Source organism: Alloactinosynnema sp. L-07 (assembly GCF_900070365.1).
GTDB lineage: Bacteria > Actinomycetota > Actinomycetes > Mycobacteriales > Pseudonocardiaceae > Actinokineospora.
Genome location: NZ_LN850107.1, coordinates 2,082,395 through 2,103,110, shown reverse-complemented (window position 1 = coordinate 2,103,110; position 20,716 = coordinate 2,082,395). Strand labels below are relative to the sequence as shown.

Below are 20,716 nucleotides of genomic sequence, written 5' to 3'. Positions count from 1 at the left end.
CACCGCGGTCGTGCAGAGCTGTCGTCGGCGCCTAGCGCGGACGCTAAGCACCTGGCCAGAAGTCTTGTCCGTAGCACCGCGTGCGTGGGTGGGTGCCGCCGGGCAGCACGGCCGAACCTGGTGAGACACCGAGGGCACGGTGTCGCTCGCCCATGACGCCATCGACGGCTACCCGGCCGCCACCTTCGGCCTGCTCACCGGCGACGCCGACACCACCACCGCAGAACCCGCCGCGGCAGCAACACAGCTCCAAGCCGGGGATCTCCTCGGAGACATCGTCTGCGAACAGAACGCGGCACTCGCTCCGCGTGGGGTGCCCGCCCTGCCCATCCCGGACCGCGTCACCGTCACCTGGCCATCCACCCTGGTCACGGCGGCGGGCTGATCGGCATACAACTACGCCCCCGCTCTCCCAGTCGCTACGCCCCCAGCGCCCACACAACCGAAGCGCCGCCCGGACCTGACGAACTCACCGTCACCCTCGACGTGCCGTCATCGGCCGAGCCGGAGCTGCACCGGGTCTGGATCGTGCACGCCGACAAGTTCAGCGTGTCGTTGGCCATCGGCCGCGTCCCCACGCTGCCGCCCCTCCACACGCCTACGATCGCCACGAAGGAGACACGACGTGACCACGCGCCTCCACGGAATCATCTGGCTCAACGGCGCATTCGGCGCTGGCAAAACCTCGGTCGCCACCTCACTGCTCGACCGCATCCCCAACGCCGCCCTCTACGACCCCGAAGAAGTCGGCTTCATGCTGCGCAAACAACTCCCCGGATGGACCGGCGACTTCCAGGACCTACCGGGATGGCGATCGCTCGTCGTGCACACCGCACGCACGCTCCTCGACCACACCGGTGGACCGCTCATCGCACCCATGAGCGTGCTTAACGAGAGGTACGCGTACGACATCTTCGGTGGCTTCGATTACGCGGGCATCGCGGTCCGCCACATCGTCCTGCATGCGGACCCACCGTCATCCGCCAGCGGATCCTCAACGACACCGCGAACAGCCATGGAAAGTGGGACTTCCGGCTCAGCAGGTTGGCCGCGTATGGCGCCGCCCACGCCAGTTGGATGCCAACGCAAGCAGAGATCATCGACAGTACTCGGAGCGATCCCGAACAACTCGCTGACATGATCGTCGCGGCACCAGCGATCACAGCGTCCCAGACTCGCGACGGCGACGTTTGATGCGTGCTCCATCCGCCGCGATGGTGGTTCTCCTCACGCTCAGCGCGTGCACGGGACCATCCGCGGAGCGGTACAGCCCACTTCCGAGGCCGCTTGATGACCGGCGGTCGGCATCGCGCCCCGCCGGCCGCCGGACTGATCAACATGTCTGAGGCGAGATCCGGCTCTGCTCACCCCCAAGAGCAGAGCCTGATCTCGTGCAAGTCACGACCCCGGTGCTAGGCGGAGGTGGTGACCAATGCCCGGTTCGGCGTATGCGTGACCGGGGCGACCTCCACCCGGTTGCGGCCGGCGTCCTTCGCCACCCTGAGCGCGCGATCGGCCAGATCGTGCAGCGTGGCGAGATCCTGGGCGTGGCGAGGTGAGGTGGCCACGCCGATGGATGCGGTGATCGGCCACGCGGTGCCCTTCCCAATCTTGAAGTTGTCCCCACCCGCCGGTCTGGTAGCGGTCGTGGTGATCTCGGCCACGGCATTGCGCAGATTGTTCGCCACGTCGACGGCATCCGCTGTACCTGTGTTGGGCAGCAGGACCACGAACTCCTCCCCGCCCCACCGAGCGATCAGGTCGCTGGACCTGATCGCTCGGCTCAAGATGCGCCCGACCTTGACCAGGACTTGGTCCCCGCCAGCATGACCAAATGCGGTGTTGAACCCCTTGAACAGGTCGAGGTCGACCAGCAGCAGCGATGTGGTTTGGTCGAGGCCTTGGTCGACGGTCAGGTGAAACTTCGCCTCGGGCTTGAAGGCGTGGCGGTTGGGCAGGCCGGTGAGGTTGTCGACCAAAGCGGCGACACGAAGCACACCGTTCTCGGTCACCAACTCGATGACCACGATCGCGCCGACCATGATGACAACCAGGAATGGCGGCGCCACGAGGTTGATCACCCCAGCGACAATGCCGACGACTATGCCGATGACGATTTGCCGATTGTCTTTGCGGGTGCCGATAGTGCGGCCCAGCGTCACGCGACGCTCGACATTGTCGGCGTCCTCGGGTCCATACCGGATGCGGATCGCGCGGTAGCCGCCGACGGGGATCGCCGCGGCCAGGAAGTAGCCGGGGATCACCAGAATCAGCAGCAGGCCGTTGCGTAGTCCGGTAATCGGGTCGGTGTTCATGCCTTCGGTGAGCCATGTGCCCCCGCTGAGGCTGTCCCTGATCCAGCCGGTGGCCAGGACCGACATCACGATCGTGCTGGTGGTGCTGATCCACAGGCCGATCGGCTTGCGCGCGACGAGGTAGCGCGCGGCCTGAATCACCAGGACCACGGCCACCGCTAGCGACATGGGCAACGTCAGTGCTGCCGCGACGCACCAGATCGTGCTCATGTCGACGTGCTCGACTTTGCGCTTCTGCAGGCGCTCGGCACGGCGGCGTTCCTCGACCGGCCGGGTCCACCAGAGGTAGACGATGGTGGCCGCCAGCAGGCAACCGAACCGCCACCAGTCGGTCAAGACCAGACTCGACTCGTCGTGGGTCCGCAGCGCCACCAGAATCGCGCCGATCATGTCGATGAGCAGCACGACAGCGATGGTGGGACCGCCCAGACCCCACAATCGGTTGCCGTTGCCGCGTTTTCGCTGTTGACGGGCTTCCGTGCCCTTGGCAGCGCGTGCCACCCTACGCATGCCCATGTACCCCCCTGGGTTCGCGGTGAGGGCCGATCGGGCCCTCGCCGGGATCGGTGCACCTTGACGAGCACTGCGGAGGTGAGTTCGCGATGCTCGACGCTGGTCGCTGTGTGTAGTCGTTCGGCTGGTATCGGTGGGCGTCACTGGTCACGCAGCGTCGTTCGACCGCCTCATCGCGGCGGTTCGTCGGTCTCCTCGCGGAAAGGAGAGCCCACGATGCGCAACCGCGACATGTGACCCCGATTCGGCGGTCTTCCCCCTGTGTCCCTGCGCCGCGCGATCGCGGCCGCCACCACAAAGTCGAGATGAGGTCGTCGTGCGCAACCGCGACATGTGAGCCCGGCCCCGCTTTCCCGGGCCCTTCCGGGGCCGTCACCCGAGCGTCGAGATGAGGTCGTCGTGCGCAACCGCGACATGTGAGCCCGGCCCCGCCGCCGTCAACGTCCCCGCGGCACCGAGCGCAGTCCCCGCCCAGCGATGGAGGAAATCCGTGCGCAACCGCGACATGTGAACTGATGATGATCACGCGGCAGCCCCCGATGGCGCTCTGCTGATCGTCCGCGCCCACGCGGCGGCGCACGCGACCGCCGCGAGGGATCCCAGCACGCCGATGACGGCGACCGCCGTCGACGGCGACCCGAGCAGGTCGGCCAGCAGGCCCCCGGCGAGGATGCCGACGCCTTGGCCTGCCCGCAGCCCGGTGCGCATCCAGCCCCAGACACGTCCGCTGGTGCCCTCGGGAGCAAGGTTGAGGGCCACCGTGACCACCGTGGGCAGGTAGGCCGCGCCCACGCCGGAGGCGAACATCGCAACGACCACAACGATCGGGCCTGGGTGCGTGGCGAACACCAGCAGTGGCGCCACCGCGCAGACGAGCATCGGGCCGACCAGCGCGACCCGCACTTGGTGGTCAACTCGGCGCAGGGTCAGTGCGGTGGTGCCGACCAGGATGCCCACGACATCAGCGGCGAGGAATAGCCCGGCCATCCACGACGGCGCGTGCATCTCGTGGGTGAGCGGCACGATCACGGCCTCGGGGAGGATCGCCACCGTGCCGACCAGGATGACCAGAGTGGCCGCGCGCAGTCGTGGGTTGTTCCAGACCAGGCCGAACCCGCGCCGGGCGTCTCTCGCCGCCGCCGCTACCGGGGGTTGACGGGTCAGGCCAAGCCGGACGAGTACCGCGACGACGACGTAGGTGCCGGCGTTGATCAGTAGGGCGGCTGTGGTGCCGATGTAGGCCACGGCCACAGCCGAGGCCGCCAAGCCCGCGAGCTGCCCGACTTCGCGGATCGTGGTCATCACGGCCTGGACCTTGTCCCGGGCGGGGCCCTCCGGTACGACCTCGCGCGCCGTGACACCTTGGGCTGCCTTGTAGGGGGCCGCCACCATCGCGATCGCGACCACGCAGGCCAGCACAACGGGAACGGGCATCCCCGGGATCGCCAGCGCCGCGGCGCACACGGCTTGCAGCGCGGCGCAGACTGCCATCACGGTCCGCCGCGGGCGACGGTCCACCAGCGGAGCGAGCAGTGGTCCCGCGACGAGGTCCGGGAGGAACGTCGCGGCCAAAGTCAGCGCGGCCGCAGCCGCGGAGCCGGTAGTGTCGAACACTCGAACGGCGACGGCGACCAGGGCGAGTTGATCGCCCAGAGTCGACACGCCTTCGCTGATCGCCAGTACGCGAAACTCCCGCCCGAAACGGTCCGCGCGCCGCCCTTCCCCCATGCCGTTCCCCCCGATGAACCCTCTACCTGCGCAGACAACTGATGTGCGTCAGATCGATGGCACCGAGCGTATGTCAGTTGCCTGTGTCGGGGCAGAAGCCCAGCGTGATCCACTCGAATGGCCTAAAGACCTAGCGGTGGGTCACCAGGTAGGGGTACGTGGCATCAACAAAACTGACATTGCTTCAGAATGGCCATGCGGGGAAACTCAGTTGCGTGGGTGAAGTGGCAAGGGGGTTCCATGGACGACGACCACCGCTCCGCCGCGGACGACGAGCACGACGCCGCGCCTGACGCAGGTGACGACTCGGCGTCCGGTCAATCTGCCGACTGGGGGGAGGCTGAGGTCAACGCCTCGTTCAGCCAACGCCTCCAGACGCTGTTCCGTCTGGGCCGGAAGGCTGAGACGGCCGCGGACGGCACGACCACAACCCGTCCCTACACCAGCGTTGACGTCGCGGCCGAGATAGGGCGGACTGCGGCCTATATCAACTACTGGCGCAATGGAACGCGGACGAACCCGGGCATCGTGGAATGTCGGAAGATCGAGAAGGTCTTCGGCGTCAGCGAGGGATACTTGACGGTCGGCGATGACGACCCGATGGTGGCCAGAGTCGAGGAGCAGCTGCAGAAGCTGCGCAAGTTCCAGGATGGGGGCGTCTTCCAGGTCGCCGAGCGCATGTCACTGATCAAGACGCCAGCCGGCATCGAGGCGGTCAACAACATGATCGAGACTGTCCTGAAACTGGAGCAGCAGTCGGTTCCGGACGGCGCCGATGACTTTGGACCGAACGAGTGACACAGGGAGCAGCCGTCGGATAGCGTGCGGTCACGTCGCCGCCGCCCGTCGGGGCTCAGGTTCGGCGCTGGCGCGGGAGCGGGAAAGGTGACCTGGGACGGCCGGACATCCAGTCGAAAGGCGCGTCGTGTGGCCACCGAGGCCGTCGACCGTCTGCTCGCTGACGTCCCGCTAGACCCGGACACACCGTTCGACCTGTGCGACTTCGTCGACCGGCTCGCCGCCCATCGCGGTAGGCCGTTGCGCCTGGTCCCCATGAGCGAGTACCTGAGCGAGGGGCAAGTCGCTCCGGCGACCGGCCTTCTGATCTCGCTGCCGCACTGCGACTACATCTTCTACGACGACACCGTGGCCGCTTCCTACAGCCGCGTGGTGTGTATGCACGAGCTCGGGCATTTGCTGCTCGGTCACCGAGCCCGCGGCGAGCTGAGCAACTCGGCCCAGCTGCTGTTGGACATCCTGTTCCCCGACCTCGACCCCGAGATGGTCCGCGCCCAGCTGGGACCGGTGCTCTGTCGCGACGCCTTCAGCGACCAACCGGATCTGGAGGAGGAGGCCGAACAGTTCGGGACAGTGCTGCTGCAGCGGGTCGCAGGCCGCGACGTGATGATCCGGGAGGAACCGGACCTCGCCCCGGCAGACCGGCAGGTCGTCGATCGGCTCGCCGAGGTCCTCGGCGAGCACCCGCACCTGGACAGCACATCGTGAACAGCAACACGCTGATGTTCGGCGCGGTCTTGGCTGGTGTGGTGGCGACGGGGACCAAGCTCCGGCTGGTGGTCCGTGGCGGCGGCAGCCCCGCGATGCGCTCGCTGCTGCTGTCGACGTTGCTGCTGCTGAGCGCACTGGCTGTCGGCCTGCCCGCCGTGCACCCGGCGATCAACAGCTCGGCGGGCTTCAACCTCGTGTGGCCGGTACAGCACACCCTCGTGATCGGCACCGGGCTCTTCACGCTCGCATTCTTCGAGTACTCGATCCAGCCTGATCTGGCCGTGGTGCGCCGCAGCCGCCGCTTGCACACCGTGATCGCGATCGCGGTCGCCGCGACGATGGTCGGCTTCTTCGCGGCCGTGCCCGCCTCGATCGACTTCGTCTACGGCCCCGGCGGCCGCAACGAGATCGGCGGACCAGCCGACCCAATGGCCAGCCTCGCGTTCCTCATATTCGGCCTCTACCTCGCCGCCGCCGAGGTCTCGGTGCTGGTGCTGTCGACACGGTGGGCACGCCGCTCGCGGCACGTGCCCTGGTTGCGCGCCGCCCTGTATCTCATCGCCGTGGGGATGTGTTTCGGCGTGATCTTCGCCGGACACAAGATCGTCTACCAGACCCTCCAGTTGATCGGCCTGACACTGCCCTGGCCGCACGCGGCGGTCGAGGGCTGGTCCATGCCGATCGGTGCGGGCCTTTGCATGATCGGCCTGGCCTTGGCCGCCTACGGCGCTCGGGTCGGCAGGCGCCCGATCGGACCCTTCCGGCTGTGGTGGGAGCACTACCGCGCTCGTCGCGCCCTCTACCCGCTGTGGTGGCGGGTCCGCGCCGCGATGCCGCAGGTCGGCCTGCAGCCATTGCCCAAGTACCTCCCCGACGTCCTTGTGTTCACCGACGTCGGACACAGGCTGCTGAGGTGCGTGACCGAGATCTGGGACGGCCACCGGCTCATCCGCGCGGCGCTGCCACCGACCCACCCAATCTCCGCCCACGCGTACCGGACCGCGACAAGGGCCGGGTACTCCGACGACCGCGCCGCGGCCGCAGTGGCCGCCGTCATCATGCTCGTCGGGCTTGACAGGTGGCCGTGCGCGGTCACCCAGGGCGCAGCAGCGGTCCGGATGCCCGGCGGGCGACTGGCCGAGGAGATCTCCTGGTGGCGCAAGATCGCCGCCGCAGTCGAGACCTGCCCAGTCGTCCGCACCGTGTATGGCGCATACCGCGCCGGAGACCTGAACCACCTGTTCACCGCCCAGGCCGTTGGCCCCGAGATCGAAGCAGTGTGATGGACCGCAGGCATTACGTGAAGCTCATCGAAACCCTCGACCCAGACGTCGACTACGAGAAGATCATCCGCTACACCGCGCTGCACGACTTCACCTTCGACACCGCGCTGTCGCTACAGATGGCCTTCTATCGCACCTACGCCATTCCCGGCATCGCTGCGGTGCTCGGCGGCAGCGGCGAGATCGCCGCACGTCCGATCAAACGGGGCGAGGACACCGGCCTCATGGTCTTCGAGATCATCGAGCACGGCTTCGACCACCCTCGTTCGCAGCGCGTGCTGAACGCGATGAACGCGATGCACAGCCGCTGGGACATCACCAACGATCAGTTCCTCTACGTGCTCGGGGTCTTCCTCATTCCCTGGATGCGCTGGCTGCGTAATTACGGCTGGCGCCAACCCACCGCGACGGAAACCGCTGCGGCCCACCGCTTCTACGCCGAGATGGGCGGGCGGATGGGGATCACCGACATCCCCGCGACCTTCGAGGCCTTCGAGCAGTGGTTCGACCGCTACGAGAGCATCCACCTGGCCCCGAACGAGCACGGCCAGCGACTGCTTCACGCCAGCCACAAGCTGTTCACCAACAGGTTCCCCCCGCGGCTGGCCTTCCTAGGCATCACCTTCGGCAACGCGCTACTCGACGACGCGCTACGGCACGCACTTGGCGTCAACGGTCCGTCGGCCCCTGCCCGCGGGCTGATCCGCCTGATCTTCAAGGTTCGCGCCAGGATCCTTCGGTGGCACAAGGCCCCCACCAACTCCGGCTTCACCCCGGACGGGGTGACCCCCGGCTACCCGGACGGATACAGCTTGGAACAGCTGGGCCCGCCGCAGTCCTGAACCGCCGGATCTCGCCCGCCGTCGGAATTCCGGACGGCGGGCGAGTCCAGCTCGCTGGGCGTAGGGGCGTGCGCGGCTCAGTTCCGACCACGTGAAGCCGCCGGATTGACCGCCAGCCCCCAAATCGCCGACGACCCACCCTCCGCTGTCCACTGCGAGCGTTCACCCGCGTAGCGGTTGGTCTGGGCATCTCCGCAATCCTCCCGCCCGTGCGCGTTTCGTCAAATCCTCACGGCCCAGCGGTTCTCACCCGGCCAAGCACCCAGCGTAGTCAGGCACCTCACCGTTGCTACTCCAATCGGGTGACAGATCAGACGAATGTCAGGAAAGGACTTGTTGTTACATAGAGCGACAGTTTAGACCTTGCAGGACCCGGTAGGGTCGGATTTGGTGACAACGTGTAGCGGGTTTCGAGTTTTGAGCCTCTGAGGGCTCGTTTGATCACTCGTCAGCACGGGTCTCTGGTCCATCGGCGGCTACATCGAGTGATCACCTCGATGGCGTAGCCGCGACGCGCGAGGAGTTGGGGGTAAGGGCCATGGCGGTGGTGAGCGAGTCGGAGACGTCGGCGCGCGACGGTGGGTTCGTGCCCGCAGCCATGACGCTGGCACCGTGGGCGGTGGCCGGGCGGGGACATGAGGTGCGGGGTCCCAACACCGACTGCGCCGGGCATGATCCGGCGCCAGGAGTGGGCGTTCCGTCCTACATGGACACGTTCATCGGGCGTGCTTCCCTGCTGGAGGAGATCGGACGCCTGCTGGGGTCCGAGCACCGGCTGGTGACGTTGACAGGCCCTGGTGGTGTGGGCAAGACCCGCGCGGGTATGCGGGCGGCCGCGTGGGCCGAGGCGTCGCAGCGTTTCGCACACGGGGTCGCGGTGGCCGAACTCGCCGATGTCCCCGGAGATGATCACGCCCAGCTCTACTCGCGGCTGCTGACCGCGGTCGGAATCCTGGACAACTCGCCGGACACGCCGCACACACGGCTGATCGAGCACCTACGCGGCCGGGACCTGCTCCTGGTGATCGACAACTGCGAGCATGCGTTGTCGCTGTTGGTTCCCATACTGCGGGCGCTGCTGCGAGCCGCGCCCCGGCTGCGTGTCCTGGCGACCAGCCGGGCCACGCTGGGGTTGCAAGGCGAGCACCGGGTCGACGTGCCGCCGCTGAACCAGGTCCCGGCCGACGGACGCCCCAGTGAGGCCGTACGGCTACTGGTGGCGCGCGCTGCCGCGGCGCAGGTGACGGTGTCGCCGGACGACCCTGACGCCGCGAGGCTGTGTGCACTTGTAGATGGGCTGCCCCTGGCCATCGAGTTGGTGGTGGGCAGGCTTCGTGTGCGTGACCTTGGCGCGGTCGTCGAGGCCGTGCGCGCGTCGCTGGACCAGGTGGGCGAGGATCCGCACGCCGAGCAGAGCCACCACAGGACCCTGCGCGCCACGATGGACTGGTCGTACTCGCTGGCCAGCGAGCACGAGCGGGTCATGTGGGCCGTGCTGGCCGAATTCCACGGGGACTTCTGCCCGCGCCTGGCCGTCGATCTGTGCGCCCAACTGGGCATCGCAGAATCCGACGCCCTCGACGGGTTGGCCCGGCTGCTGGACACCTCGATCCTGACCACGATCTCCCAGCCCTGGGGCGACACCTGGTTTCGCATGCTGGACTCCCTGCGCCGCTACGGTCGTCACCTCGATCCAACCGGGATCGACCGCGACCGCGTGCGCCGCGCGCACGCGGAATACTTCGCATTCCTGGCGCGATACACCGCGACGGACTGGTTCGGCCCGGAAGAGGTCGAACTGCTGCGAGCGCTGACCGGGTCGATATCGAGCATCACCGAGTCCATCAACTACTTCCTCGACCGGCCCGACGAAAGCGATCGCGGCCTGGCGCTCGCGGTGGACCTCGCGCGGTCCCGGGTGCACATGTACGGGTCGCTGCTGGCCACCAGTCGGCGCGCGTTGGCCCAGGCCCGCAGCCGACAACCAACTGGGCCGCCGACGCCGTTGATGGTCACGGCGACCGCGTTGGAGGCATTCGCCGCGTTCAGCCAGGGCGACACCGGGTCCGGGCTGTCGATGCTCGTCGATGCCCTCGGCCACGCCGAGGCGTTGGGCGGGCCGACGCAGTCCACGATGTTGTTCGTGACCGGCGTGGGCATGGCGCTGAGCCCGGATCGGGACACGTGGGCCCAGAGCGTCCGTGTGCTCGACCAAGCCGTGGACGCGGCCACCGCCGAGGGTGAGCGCAGCGACGCGGCACGGTGCAGGCTGTTCGCCACCATCGCAGACGGATTCCACGGCGACGCCAGGGCCATCGACAGGGCCCGCGACGTCCTCGCCGACGCCGAAGCGGCCGGCGCGGAGTGGGCTGTGAGCTGGGCGTTGTGGGCATTGGCGCTGTCGGAGCACCAACACGGCGACATCGACCAAGCCGCGCGGGTGCTCCACCGCGCTTTGCTGATCCATGACGACCTCGGCGACTTCAGCGGCATGACCTGGACGACCTGGTTGGCGGCCATGGTCGCCGCTGGTCGAGGCGACCATTCCGCAGCCGCGACACTGATCGGCGCCGTGCGCGGACTGCAGCGCCACGTCGGAGTCAGTGTCAGCGGCATCGGCCCGTTCTCGAGGGTGGAGATCACCGCGAGGTCTGCGGTGCTCAGGGCGCTGGGCGAGAACGGGTACGCCACGCGGGTTGAGGCCGGGGAAGCATTGTGCCGCAAGGATGTGGTCACCCTCGCGCTGTCCACCTTGGACACACCAGACCCGACTTCGACCGATGCCGAGGTGGCGGAAGACCAGCGCCTAAGTGGGTTGACCGCACGGGAGTCGCAGGTCGTCGCGCTCGTGGCGCGCGGATACTCCAACAGGCAGATCGCCGCGGAGCTCGTCGTGTCTGAACGCACCGTGGAATGGCATGTCAGCAACGCCCTGGCCAAGGTCGGCGCGGCAAACAGGGCAGGCCTGGCGCATTGGCATCTGACCTGCGTCGCCGACCGCAGGTAGGGCTCCCTGGGCAGGCCTCACGCGGACCGCACCGGACTGCACGCTGGCCCGCGTCAACGCGTGAGGACTGCTCGCTCTGAGCCGCGGATCGCGGCGACGATGTTGAGCAATCGGCGCGCGGCATCGGCGTAGCTGATGGCATCCATGTGTGACTCGGGCCCAGATCCCGAACCCGCGACGCCCCGGCCGTCACCGACTGCAGGGTCCGGACTGCGTGCGCGTGCCGAAGGGCACGTGGTCTCCTTCGGTCCGCGCGCGAACCGTCCGCGCTAGAAATTCCCGCGCCGCCGCGCGGGCCTCTCATGGCGCCAGGCGCCCGGGTGCGACCACGGGGGTACCGTCCCGAGTACCACGGGGTATCCGTCAACGCCACGGGGTTCCACCCTTGGTACATCGGGAATCGACACGACCTTCTGCACCCAGGCATCAAACTCCCAGGTCAAAGACTCACAGCGGCTGCGTGGTGCCGACTACTGGCAGCCACGATCGACTGCGGGTGGTGTGGTTCGACCGGGTTCCGATTCGTCGAATGGTGCCGCCCAACGCCCCCCCAGTGGAATCACCGGGGGCAAGTGTGGACCGGTCGGGAAATACAGGTGGAAGCACGAGTTCACAGCCAATGCTGCCGCGCCTAGCGTTGATCTCAGCCGCTCGAACCGGGACAACCGTGCAGGGCGAGCGGAAATCCCTCGTCACACCGGGAAGTAAATCGCGTCGGTTGGTGTGACTCACCACGCCAGATAGACGGCGACTCGGTGGACACCTTGGGCACTGCGGGGGGCGGAGCCCAGGGCGTACGAGGGGGAGCCGAAGGCCGGCGCGGTGCGGGGCAAGTCCCGCGCCGGCCCTCCGGCACCACAACCGGGCAGGTCACGGCGGCCAGCCTTCACCGTTCCGGGGGGAACACGATGAGCAATGCCCGACTCGACTCCGATGCCGCCACGGTCATGAGCGGGTGGGACCTGGGCGCCGTCGGCGACGTCGACCAACCACCTGTGGCGGATCAGCACTGACCACTCGGTCCGCGCATCGAGTCCTGCGCGGACCTGACCCCGGCGACCCATCGCGGTCTGCCCCATGAACGCCGGCCACAACCTGTGGTCGGCGGGCCCCAATGAGCGGCCGGCACCCGACCACCTCCGGGTGCCGGCCGCGGCCGGGGCCGGCACGCACCCCGAAGAAGGGATCTCCACCATGCGAAAAGCGATCATCGTCGGCGCTCTCGCGGTCGCGGCTGCGCTGGGCGCCGCCACTCCGGCCCTCGCCGCGATCTCGGCGGACGCGCCGAGCACAACCCACGGCTACGGCTACGCCTACAAGTACGGCCACAGCGAAGGGCAGGCCCCGGTCGGGCCCGCAATCCAGGACCCGTGGCCGTGATCGGCCCGATCACGCAGTCCTGACCTGTCGGTGCGCGCCTGAACAAGGCCGGCCGCGTCCGACGCCGATCACATCGTGATCGGTGGCTCGTCGTGGCCGCCGGTGCCCCACTTCCCCGGGGCACCGGCGGCCACGAGAGCCGATCCACACATCCAAGGGGGAAAATCTGTTATGCGTAAAGCAATCCTCGCCGTCGCTCTCGCGGTCACCGCCGCCGTGGCCGCTGCGGTCCCGGCCTCGGCCCAGATGGTCGCCGCCTCCCCGGCCGGCGCCACGATCAGCGTCTCCACCACCGACAACAACGTCGCGACGCCGGTCGGTGCCACCGCCGGCTACGCCTACTCGGCGTCTCTGGCGTCGATCTCGGGCGCCGCCGGTGTGCGAGCCGCGGCCGCCGGATACCTACCCGCCGCGGGCTACTCGACGGGCAACTACGTTCGGATTCGCACGAGCCCAGTCAACGGCTCACTCGTCGCATACCTGTTCAAGGGACAGCAAGTCAGCGTGCTGTGCTCCACCACCGGCAGCGACGGATGGACCTGGTACCTGGTGGCCCGGCCCTACCCATACGCGATGGGTTGGACCAGCAGCTTGTGGCTCAGGTTGTACAACTACCCCCACCTCCGGCCGACTGCCTGCAGGTAGGACACCACCGCGCTGCGGACCCGGAACCCACTCAGTCCCAGTGCATCTACCGACCTGCCGGGCAACCCGGCGGTCACCTCATCAGCCCGTGCGAGGGACGGCCGAACGTGCTGCCCCTTCGCACTCCCGGGACGCCCGCCCAACTCCCCCCTGAGGGCGGGCGTCCCGCCAACCAAGCAACACATGCGGACAAGGAAACGGCCCGCCGGTCGACGGGACCGGCGGGCCGCTTCCTGTTCCACACAACGAATTCCTACGAGGGGAACCGCATGTTGATCACTGTCATCGAGGTGGCGGGCGGGACGCTGCTACTCAGCGCGTTCGGCGCCACCACCATCGCAGCTCCAGTGGCTGACGCCGGCAGCAGCCTCGCCGGTCGCATCACCATCCGGATCATCGGTCGGGCGGCTACTCGGTCTGTCGCTCGCGTCGCCGGTGGTGTCGCCGCCCGCATCGCCGCCGCCGTGGCCACGCCGGGGGGCGCGCTGATGTGCATGAGCGCGAACGCCGCCGGCGCCGCCGGCTTGGCCGTCGCCGCCGCAGCGGAGCGTGATTGGGTGTTTCTGCTGGTGGAAGCGGTGTGGGCGCTGGTGGCGCTGTGCCGCGTCTTCCCGCTGGCACGCCGCGCGCGGCGCCGAGACCCGCGCCCGAGCGGTCCGACGATCGTGGACCGGCTCCCGGCCGACACTGCGCACCCACACGCCGTCGACCCCGCCACCGCCATGGCGCTGAGGTGGCAGCGATGACCGAGGGCCGCACCGGACAAGCCCGACTGGGCGACGACGAGCTGGGCAAGGCCCACCGAGTGATCCCGCTGTTTCGTGACACCTACCAGGTGGCACAGGGCCGCCAGTGGGTCCAGGCCCAGAGCCTGTGGTGGGTTCTGCTTTATCTGCGCGACAACGGAATCCGCCCGGACTGGGCAGTCCTCGGCGCCGACGAACTCCGCCCCACCGTGACCTCCATGGGTCTGCCCGCCGGACACGGCCCGGTCGATGACGGGATCGCCGGCAACTTCTCGATGTGGTGGACGTTGTTCGCCGATCTCGCGGGCGCGGCCTACCTCGGCGCCCCGCTGCCGGACGCCACCCGCATCGAGGCCGTTGCGTGGGAGGCCGGCCTGCGACCGTGGAACTCAAGCGGCACCTATGAGGAGATCTCCGGGGTCGTGCGGGCCATGGACGGCATCCGCGACCACATCCGGGACCATCGCGGCGATCCCGAGGATTTCCTGGCGCGGGTGCTGGCGCCGAGCCTGCTGATCACCGAGCTGGTCTGGCTGCATACCCCGGAAGGGCGACCCGGTCGTCATCGTGTGCGGGTGCTTCTGCCCGACCGCTATGGCCGGGCCCTGAACAAACTTCGTGGCGGCGGGCGGTTGAGCCCGGTGGATCACATGTACCTGAACGTCGGCGCCCTGCTCGGTCGCGTCGAGCAGGCCCAGCCGGCCGAGCCGCACCTGGTGCGCGTCGCGGAGTACATGGGCGAGTTGGCCCGCGCCCAAGCGGCCGCGCGGGCCACGCCCCCGCTGGATTCGGCGGCGGGTGAGGTGGCATGAGCGTCGCGGCGGCATCGACGACACTGTCGCCATTGGACCTCGGCGGGTCGCGGCCGGTGTTGCCGATCGCTGATCACTGCGCGCGCGTCGACCGACTGGGCCGCGACCAGGACCCGCACGGGCAGCCGCTGCTGGTGCGGCTGCGGCCGCTGGTGCCGGTGCCGATCCGCCCTGTCCCCGACCCTCGGGTGGCTCCGGTGGCCGTGTTGCCGGTTTGGGCCGCCCCGGGTTTGCCGTTGTGGGTGCCCGTGGTCGACAGGTGTCCGGGATGGGTGCTGGTGCTGCTGCCGTGTCGCCCCGACGGCGTCGTGGGATGGGTGCGGACGGACGATCGGGTCGAGCAGGTTCACCACCACACCCTTCTGGTCGTCGACACCCGGACTCGGCTGGTGACCTTGCAGCGACTCGGCGACAGGCGGACCTGGGTGGCTGGGGTCGGCAAGCCCGGTCGCCCGACTCCCTGCGGTCGCACCTTCATCCTTGGACCGGTCGAGCCCGCGCGCGGCGTGGTGGACCTGGCGTTGGTCCTCGCCGCGCACGCACCCACGCACCTGCGCCATGGCGCCGGGCTGGACGCGGTCGGAGTCCACGCGTGGCCGGGCGTCGAGCATCACCCTCCGGCCACCGACGGATCGGTCATCGTGCCCGCCGCGGCCATGACCGTCCTGACCTCAGCGGCACCGCCCGGCACACCAGTGCTCATTCACTGACTGCTCAGATTCCCAGGGGGACAAGGCATGTACGTCACGCGAGCCGAAATGCCACGGTGGACGCCGCAGGAGGTCACCGCGGTGGTGACGGTGTCGACGCCGCCACGAACACGCAGGTTATGGGGACTGGCCTTGGCCACCTGCGCAGTCGGCACCAGCGGGCATGCGGTGGCCGGTTTGCTGCCGATCATGGCCGCCGAGCTCCACACCGGGGCCATGCTCATCGGGCAGCTTGCGACGATCTTCGCGTTGGTGTGCGCGGTGTCGGCGCCGTTGCTGGCGGTGGCGACCGGCCGGTGGGAACGGCGCAGGCTGCTCGTGGTGTGCCTGCAGGTGACCGCGATCGGCAATGCGGTGGCCGCGGTCGCGCCCACGTACCTGGCGCTGGTGGCGGGGCGGGTGGTGACCGCGCTCGGCGCGGCGATGACCACGGCTGTCGCGGTCGGCATCGCCGCGGCCGCGACCCCGCCACGTCGACGTGCTCGCGCGATGGCCGCGGTGCTGTGCGGGCTGACCGTCGGTTTGCTCGTCGGGGTGCCCGGCGCGGCGGCCATCGCCTACTGGGCCGGGTATCGCCTCGCGTTGTGGGCTGTGGCCGCGGTGTGCGTGGGCGCGGCCGTCGCGGTCATCCTCACCGCGCCGACTCTGCCCGCCCCTCCCCCGGTGTCGCTGCGCGCGCGGATCGGCGTGGCCGCCCGGCCCGGGGTGCTCGGCGTGCTCGGCGGCGGGCTGCTGGCCTGGGTCTCCAGTGGGGTCGTCTACCCGTACCTGGCGGTGGTCGTCGGCGGGCCCGACTGGAGTGGGCCGACGTCGCTGTACCTGGCGGCCTACGGAGCCGGGGCCGCGGTCGGAACCCTCGGCGGCGGGCGCCTCGTCGACTGGATCGGGCCCCGCCCCACCTTGTACGCGGCCACGCTGACCGCTGCGGGCGCACTGCTCGCGGTGCCGGCGGCGGCCGGCCCGATCAGTGGCCCTGCCGTCGTGGCCGTGTGGGGAGCCGCCGCTTGGGCGACGACACCGGCTCTCAACGCGTGGCTCGACAGGATCGCCCCGGCCGGAGGGGCGGCGTTGCTGCTTGCCTTGGCCGGAAGCGCCATATATCTGGGAATGGGCCTGGGGTCCCTGCTCGGCGGGGTCGTCCTTGTGCGGTCCGGCCCTGGGGCGTTGACCACGGTGGCCGCTGTCCTCGCCGTCGCCGCAGCCGCGTTGATCGACCGCTCGAAGCCACGCCGATCACGGCCGCGGAAAGCCCGCGGCCGAGCGAGCGACCACCGCGAAGGCCAGCAGATCACGGGAATGTCGGTGACGCTGCGGAGGCCTCAGCGAGCCCGCCGATCCGCGCCTCGTCGACTCATCGGAGTAGGGTCCCTGCTCGCGATGACGTTGTCGGCCGGTTGCGGCGACAACCCGCCGCCCGACCCGTTGTCGAGCCCGACCGTGGAGACGTCGGTGGCCATGCCGCCACCGGATCAGCGCGGGCCACAGGTCACCGTGGCGGGGACGGTGACGTGGACGGGCTCCCGCCCAGGCTGTGTTCATCTGGAAACCGCGTCGGGGCAGAACTTCCAGCTGACTGGCGCGGCCGTCACCGACAACCGGCAGCGCGTCGCGGCGGGCAGGCAGCCGAACGTGCAACGCGTCACCATCACCGGATACGTGCCTGAAGCGGGGGCTTCGGTGTGCAGCTCCGGTCGCGCGTTTGTCGCTGAAGAGGTGACAACCATGGTCGGCTAATAGTCGAAAGTCGCGCTGACATCCCGTTCTTTCAGCCGGATTTCTCGTGGAGATCCGGGGCTTTGTCGTGCCCGAAATTCCATAGAGAAATCGGTTCTCAGAAATGCGGAAGAATGGTTGACAACGGCGTTTGTCGCATTGCACAGTGGACTCGACAGGCGGAGGTCCGCAGGTCGACAGCCAGCAAGGGGACGCTGGCGACATCGGAGGACGCATCGACGTCCCGCAGGGGAATTAGCGGAAGTGGCGCTTCGCGCGCCTGCTCTGCATTGTCGCTGCGCTTATCAAATGCGGCGCGAGAACGCTCGACTCGCCGGACGGTCCGATGCATCCGGTAAGCAATGAATCGGGGGCTTTTCATGGCAGTACGACCACCATCCCGTGCGGCCGCGTTGCTCGCAGGTTGTGCGGTGTTGGCCGGCATCGGCGGAGCGACTGCGGCGCAGGCGACTCCGGCGGCGCTGGCCAACGACGCCACCGCGATCGAGGGCAGTGCGCCGGACTGGGCGACACCGTCGGCCAAGGTGGGCGAGGTCGACGGCGGCGAGGTGCGGCAGATTCAGGTGGCCTTGTCGTTGAAGGATCCGCGCGGTGCCGAGGCCCTGGCGCGGGCTGTCACGACGCCGGGAAGTCCAGCGCACGGCCGGTTCCTGAGCTCTGCGCAGTTCGTCGACCGGTTCGCGGCCGACCCTGCCACCGTCGACAGGGTCGCGAAGTGGCTGCGTGGCCAGGGGCTGAAGGTCACGGGCGTCTCGGCGAACCGGCACTTCATCACCGCCGAGGCGGCGGTGTCGACGCTGCAGGCGGCGTTCAAGGTGCGGCTGTCGAAGTATCAGCACACCAGTAAGAGGGGCGCGCTCGTGCTGACCGCTCCCGACCAGGCGGTGTCGGTGCCGCGCCACCTTCGCGGGTCGGTGCAGGCCGTGCTCGGCCTCGACGACAGCGAGCTGACGATCGCCCCGAAGCAGGTCGCGATGCGCTCGCCTCAGGGCACCCGCGTCGGCGTGGCACCTGCCGCCCCGGGCGATGCCCAGTCCTGCGCGCGGTATTGGGGCGAGGCCAACAACACCGGGGTACCGCAGCGGTTCGCCGCGGGAAACCAATCGAACGTGCTCTGCGGCTACAACACCGCCCAGATGCGCTCGATCTACGGCCTGAACAGCGCCAACAGCGGTAGCGGGTCGACGGTCGCGATCGTCGGCGCCTACAACCACACCGCGATCGTCGGCGACACGAACCGCGCGGCGGCGAGCTTCGGGTCCCCGCAGCTCGCGGCCGGGCAGTACAGCGCGGTGCTGCCGCCCTCCTACGACAACCAGGACCGGTGCGCGCCGGAGAGTTGGGCCGGGGAGCAGGCGCTCGACGTGCAGGCCATCCACACGATCGCGCCGGCCGCGAAGATCGTCTACTACGGCGCATCCTCCTGCTACACGCTGCTCGACGCGCTGAACAAGGCCGTGCAGGAGAACAAGGCCTCGGTGATCAGCAACTCCTGGGGCTACGCCGGTGAGTCCGCGGTGCCCGCCGCGAACCGCCAACAGATGGACTCCATCGCGCTGCAGGCGGCCATCCAGGGACAGGCCATCACCGTCAGCTCCGGCGACGCGGGCGACAACTCCGGTGGCTCCTCGATCGGCAAGGTCGAGGCGGACTTCCCGGCCAGCCACCCGTGGGTCACCGCGGTCGGGGGTACGTCCGTGGCGCTCGGGGCCGACAACAAGGTGCGCTTCCAGGCCGGGTGGGAGATCTCCGGCTTCACCCAGTCCGGCACCAACTGGACGGCGCAGGCCGACGCCGACGGCCGCTTCGCCGGCGGCGCCGGCGGCGGCCGCAGCCTGCTGTTCGACCAGCCCGACTACCAGAAGGGCGTGGTCCCCGACGGGATCGCTGCGGGCAAGCGCGCCACCCCGGACATCAGCGCCCTGGCCGACGCCTACACCGGCTTCGCCGTGGGCTACACCGACAGCGGGCACGGCTATGTCGAGTACGCCTCGGGCGGCACGTCCGCGGCGGCGCCGATCGTGGCCGCGCTGGTCGCCAACGCCCAGCAGTCCCAGGGTGTGGCGCGGATGGGCTTCCTGAACGCGGCGATCTACCAACTCGCCGGAAAGGCCGCCGTCACCGACGTCAAGCCTGTTGCGGCCGGTGTCTGGTCGCCGTACATGGTCGGCTACGGCAAGGTCACCGTCCCCACGACGCAGGGCAGCTACCTGGCGGCGTTCGACTCCAAGCCGCAGTCGCTGCAGAGCGCTCCGGGCTGGGACACCGTCACCGGCGTCGGCACTCCGAACGCCGGGTTCCTCACAGCGCTCGGCAAGTAGCGGCCCGGCAGGCCACACGGGACTGACCAGGACCGCCCAGGTCCGCAGGTGGTGCTCACCGCCGCTCGGGGGCGAACGGCGAGCACCACCTGCTCAAACCCCCCATCCAGAAGAAAGGAGGTGCCCAGTGATCGTCGACGACGGCCGCCTCACCCCGACCGATCAGGGCGAGGCGCAGCGTGGCGCAGGCATCGGCCCGACCACCCCTTCGGGAGAGCGGCCCTCTATCGAGCAGCCGCCCGCGGTGCGGCGCCGCCCGTCCGTGCTGGTGATGGTCGGAGGGTTGGCCGTCGTCGCGGTCACTGTGCTCGTGTTCGCGCTGATCAACAGGCCCTCGCGGTCCACCGCGGTCGAGATGCCCCCGGCCGTTGATGGGCCGACCGCGGTGCACGTCGGCGACGCGCGGCAGGGTGCGCCGGTCATCGCGCCCCGGCCGGTGACTGGTGAGGATCTCGCCCGGCTTCCGCAGGCGACCACCTTCGGTGTCACGCCGGGCGCACCGCGCGATCCCGCGCCCGCGCAGATGCCGGTCGGGCGCGTCGCGCATCCGACCGTCGCCGTGGCCGCGTTCGCCGGGCCCGGGGACGCGCCGATCGCGGCCGTGCCCGCGCACCAGCCGATCGGGATCGCGCCGAACCAGGTGCTCAGCGACACGTGGCTGCCGATCCTGCAGGAGCGGCCCGGTTGGGCACTTGTCGCGCTCCCGTCGCGGCCCAACGGGTCGGTCGGCTGGCTCTACATCGACGATCCGGCGATCACGGTCGCGGCCACGCCCAGCGTGATCACCGTCGACCGGGCCCGGTTCGAGCTCACACTCACCACCGAGGGAAGCGAGCCTCGCCGCTGGACGATCGGCGTGGGCAAGCCCGGCTCGGCCACTCCAGGCGGGCGGACCTTCCTGCTCGCGGCGATCAGCGACACCAATCCCACCTTCTCCCCGATCGTGCTGCCCTTGGGTTCGCACTCGGACACCTATGAGAACTACGGCGGCGGTCCCGGGACCGTCGGCGTGCACACCTGGCCGTCGGCGGATGTCTACGGAAAGGCCAGTTCAGACGGCTGCGTCCGAGTTCCGCCGGAGGCGCTGCAAGTCCTCGCCGAAGTCCCACTCGGGACGGCGGTGTTGATCAAGTGAAGTTCCCGTCATCGGCCCGATGGGCCACACCACACC

At 69.2% G+C, this 20,716-nt stretch carries 17 protein-coding genes; 15 read left to right on the top strand and 2 right to left on the bottom strand.

Translation table 11 applies throughout. The features are described 5' to 3' along the window. Positions 1 to 139: 139 nt before the first annotated feature. Complete coding sequence (locus BN1701_RS09410; RefSeq protein ID WP_054047455.1) at positions 140 to 385, top strand: hypothetical protein; 246 nt, start codon at positions 140 to 142, stop codon at positions 383 to 385. Between the two features lie 240 nt (positions 386 to 625). Continuing rightward, positions 626 to 1,141, top strand: coding sequence for a hypothetical protein (locus BN1701_RS09405; RefSeq protein WP_054047453.1), 516 nt, complete (start codon positions 626 to 628; stop codon positions 1,139 to 1,141). 271 nt (positions 1,142 to 1,412) lie between these two features. Here the strand turns inward: BN1701_RS09405 and BN1701_RS09400 are convergent, their stop codons facing one another. Beyond that, positions 1,413 to 2,720, bottom strand: coding sequence for a diguanylate cyclase (locus BN1701_RS09400; protein WP_172803222.1), 1,308 nt, complete (start codon positions 2,718 to 2,720; stop codon positions 1,413 to 1,415). Between the two features lie 630 nt (positions 2,721 to 3,350). Then, positions 3,351 to 4,556, bottom strand: a complete 1,206-nt coding sequence (locus BN1701_RS09395) for an MFS transporter (protein WP_054047449.1) — start codon at positions 4,554 to 4,556, stop codon at positions 3,351 to 3,353. Positions 4,557 to 4,796: 240 nt separating this feature from the next. Here BN1701_RS09395 and BN1701_RS09390 point away from each other — a divergent pair, with 240 nt between their 5' ends. From BN1701_RS09390 to BN1701_RS09330, 13 genes are all read left to right on the top strand, one after another. Beyond that, positions 4,797 to 5,354 carry a helix-turn-helix transcriptional regulator gene (locus BN1701_RS09390; RefSeq protein WP_054047447.1) on the top strand — a complete coding sequence of 186 codons (558 nt, stop codon included), beginning with the start codon at positions 4,797 to 4,799 and terminating at the stop codon, positions 5,352 to 5,354. Between the two features lie 129 nt (positions 5,355 to 5,483). Then, entirely contained in the window at positions 5,484 to 6,062 is a 579-nt protein-coding gene (locus tag BN1701_RS09385) for a hypothetical protein (protein ID WP_054047445.1), read from the top strand. Next, a complete protein-coding gene (locus tag BN1701_RS09380) occupies positions 6,059 to 7,348 on the top strand; it encodes an MAB_1171c family putative transporter (RefSeq protein WP_054047442.1) in 1,290 nt (429 codons plus the stop codon). The genes BN1701_RS09385 and BN1701_RS09380 overlap by 4 nt, the downstream gene beginning before the upstream one ends. Then, complete coding sequence (locus tag BN1701_RS09375; protein ID WP_082859746.1) at positions 7,348 to 8,190, top strand: oxygenase MpaB family protein; 843 nt, start codon at positions 7,348 to 7,350, stop codon at positions 8,188 to 8,190. The genes BN1701_RS09380 and BN1701_RS09375 overlap by 1 nt, the downstream gene beginning before the upstream one ends. A gap of 538 nt (positions 8,191 to 8,728) precedes the next feature. Then, positions 8,729 to 11,197, top strand: coding sequence for a LuxR C-terminal-related transcriptional regulator (locus tag BN1701_RS09370; protein WP_054047438.1), 2,469 nt, complete (start codon positions 8,729 to 8,731; stop codon positions 11,195 to 11,197). A 1,194-nt stretch (positions 11,198 to 12,391) separates the two neighbouring features. Continuing rightward, positions 12,392 to 12,577: a hypothetical protein gene (locus BN1701_RS35400; protein WP_157367873.1), complete on the top strand. Its 186-nt coding sequence runs from the start codon at positions 12,392 to 12,394 to the stop codon at positions 12,575 to 12,577. Between the two features lie 171 nt (positions 12,578 to 12,748). Further along, entirely contained in the window at positions 12,749 to 13,222 is a 474-nt protein-coding gene (locus BN1701_RS09360) for a hypothetical protein (RefSeq protein WP_054047433.1), read from the top strand. Positions 13,223 to 13,491: 269 nt separating this feature from the next. Beyond that, the gene (locus tag BN1701_RS09355; RefSeq protein ID WP_054047431.1) at positions 13,492 to 13,968 is read left to right on the top strand and encodes a hypothetical protein; all 477 of its coding nucleotides are present in this window, start codon (positions 13,492 to 13,494) and stop codon (positions 13,966 to 13,968) included. Next, positions 13,965 to 14,780 carry a hypothetical protein gene (locus BN1701_RS09350; RefSeq protein WP_054047429.1) on the top strand — a complete coding sequence of 272 codons (816 nt, stop codon included), beginning with the start codon at positions 13,965 to 13,967 and terminating at the stop codon, positions 14,778 to 14,780. Before BN1701_RS09355 ends, BN1701_RS09350 begins: the two co-directional genes overlap by 4 nt. Beyond that, positions 14,777 to 15,490 (top strand): L,D-transpeptidase, encoded by a 714-nt coding sequence (locus BN1701_RS09345; protein ID WP_054047427.1) that lies wholly within the window; start codon positions 14,777 to 14,779, stop codon positions 15,488 to 15,490. Before BN1701_RS09350 ends, BN1701_RS09345 begins: the two co-directional genes overlap by 4 nt. A 27-nt stretch (positions 15,491 to 15,517) precedes the next feature. Beyond that, positions 15,518 to 17,224 (top strand): MFS transporter, encoded by a 1,707-nt coding sequence (locus BN1701_RS09340; RefSeq protein WP_054047426.1) that lies wholly within the window; start codon positions 15,518 to 15,520, stop codon positions 17,222 to 17,224. 410 nt (positions 17,225 to 17,634) lie between these two features. After that, complete coding sequence (locus tag BN1701_RS09335) at positions 17,635 to 19,545, top strand: protease pro-enzyme activation domain-containing protein (protein WP_231949549.1); 1,911 nt, start codon at positions 17,635 to 17,637, stop codon at positions 19,543 to 19,545. 127 nt (positions 19,546 to 19,672) lie between these two features. Then, complete coding sequence (locus BN1701_RS09330) at positions 19,673 to 20,680, top strand: L,D-transpeptidase (RefSeq protein WP_197672069.1); 1,008 nt, start codon at positions 19,673 to 19,675, stop codon at positions 20,678 to 20,680. Positions 20,681 to 20,716 lie beyond the last annotated feature (36 nt).